At 69.0% G+C, this 583-nt stretch carries 1 protein-coding gene; it reads left to right on the forward strand.

What is annotated here, in order from left to right; translation table 11 throughout:
* Positions 1–39 precede the first annotated feature (39 nt).
* On the forward strand, positions 40–583 hold a 544-nt coding region (xdhC, locus tag FK268_RS23490), incomplete at its 3' end, for a xanthine dehydrogenase accessory protein XdhC (protein WP_231707244.1).

Below are 583 nucleotides of genomic sequence, written 5' to 3' on the forward strand. Positions count from 1 at the left end.
GTCGATCGGGCGCGCGAGCTGCTCGCGGAAGCGATCTCCGTGCCGGAGACCCTCACCCTGCGACTGAACGACAAGGCCCGGAATCGACACGGGCGGCAATGCTGTGGAGGCGAGGTGGTTCTCTTGTTCGAGCCGCTCCCGGTGGTACCGGCGGTCGCGATCTTCGGGGTCGGACACGTGGGCCTCGAACTCGCGCGCATCCTGTCCCGCCACGACATCGAGCTCCACCTCACGGATTCGCGCCCCGAGCAGATCGAGGCGGCGCGCGCTCTGGAGCCCGGCGAGGCGACGGTGCACCTGCACCATTCGGTGCTTCCCGAGGAGATCCTCGAGGACCTGCCGCCGGGCGCCCACGTCCTGATCATGACCCACGACCACGCCGAGGACTTCAGCCTCTGCGATCAGGTCCTGCGCACACCCGGCCTGGGCAGCGTCGGGCTGATCGGTTCCTCGGCCAAGTGGGCTCGCTTCCGCACGATGCTCGCCGAGTCCGGGCACGACGCCGCGACCATCGACACCATCCAATCACCCATCGGGCTGAGCACCCTCAGTGGCAAGCACCCGGCGACCATCGCCGTGAGCG

Origin of the sequence: Tsukamurella sputi (assembly GCF_007858445.1) — a bacterium.
Taxonomy (GTDB): Bacteria; Actinomycetota; Actinomycetes; order Mycobacteriales; family Mycobacteriaceae; genus Tsukamurella; species Tsukamurella sputi.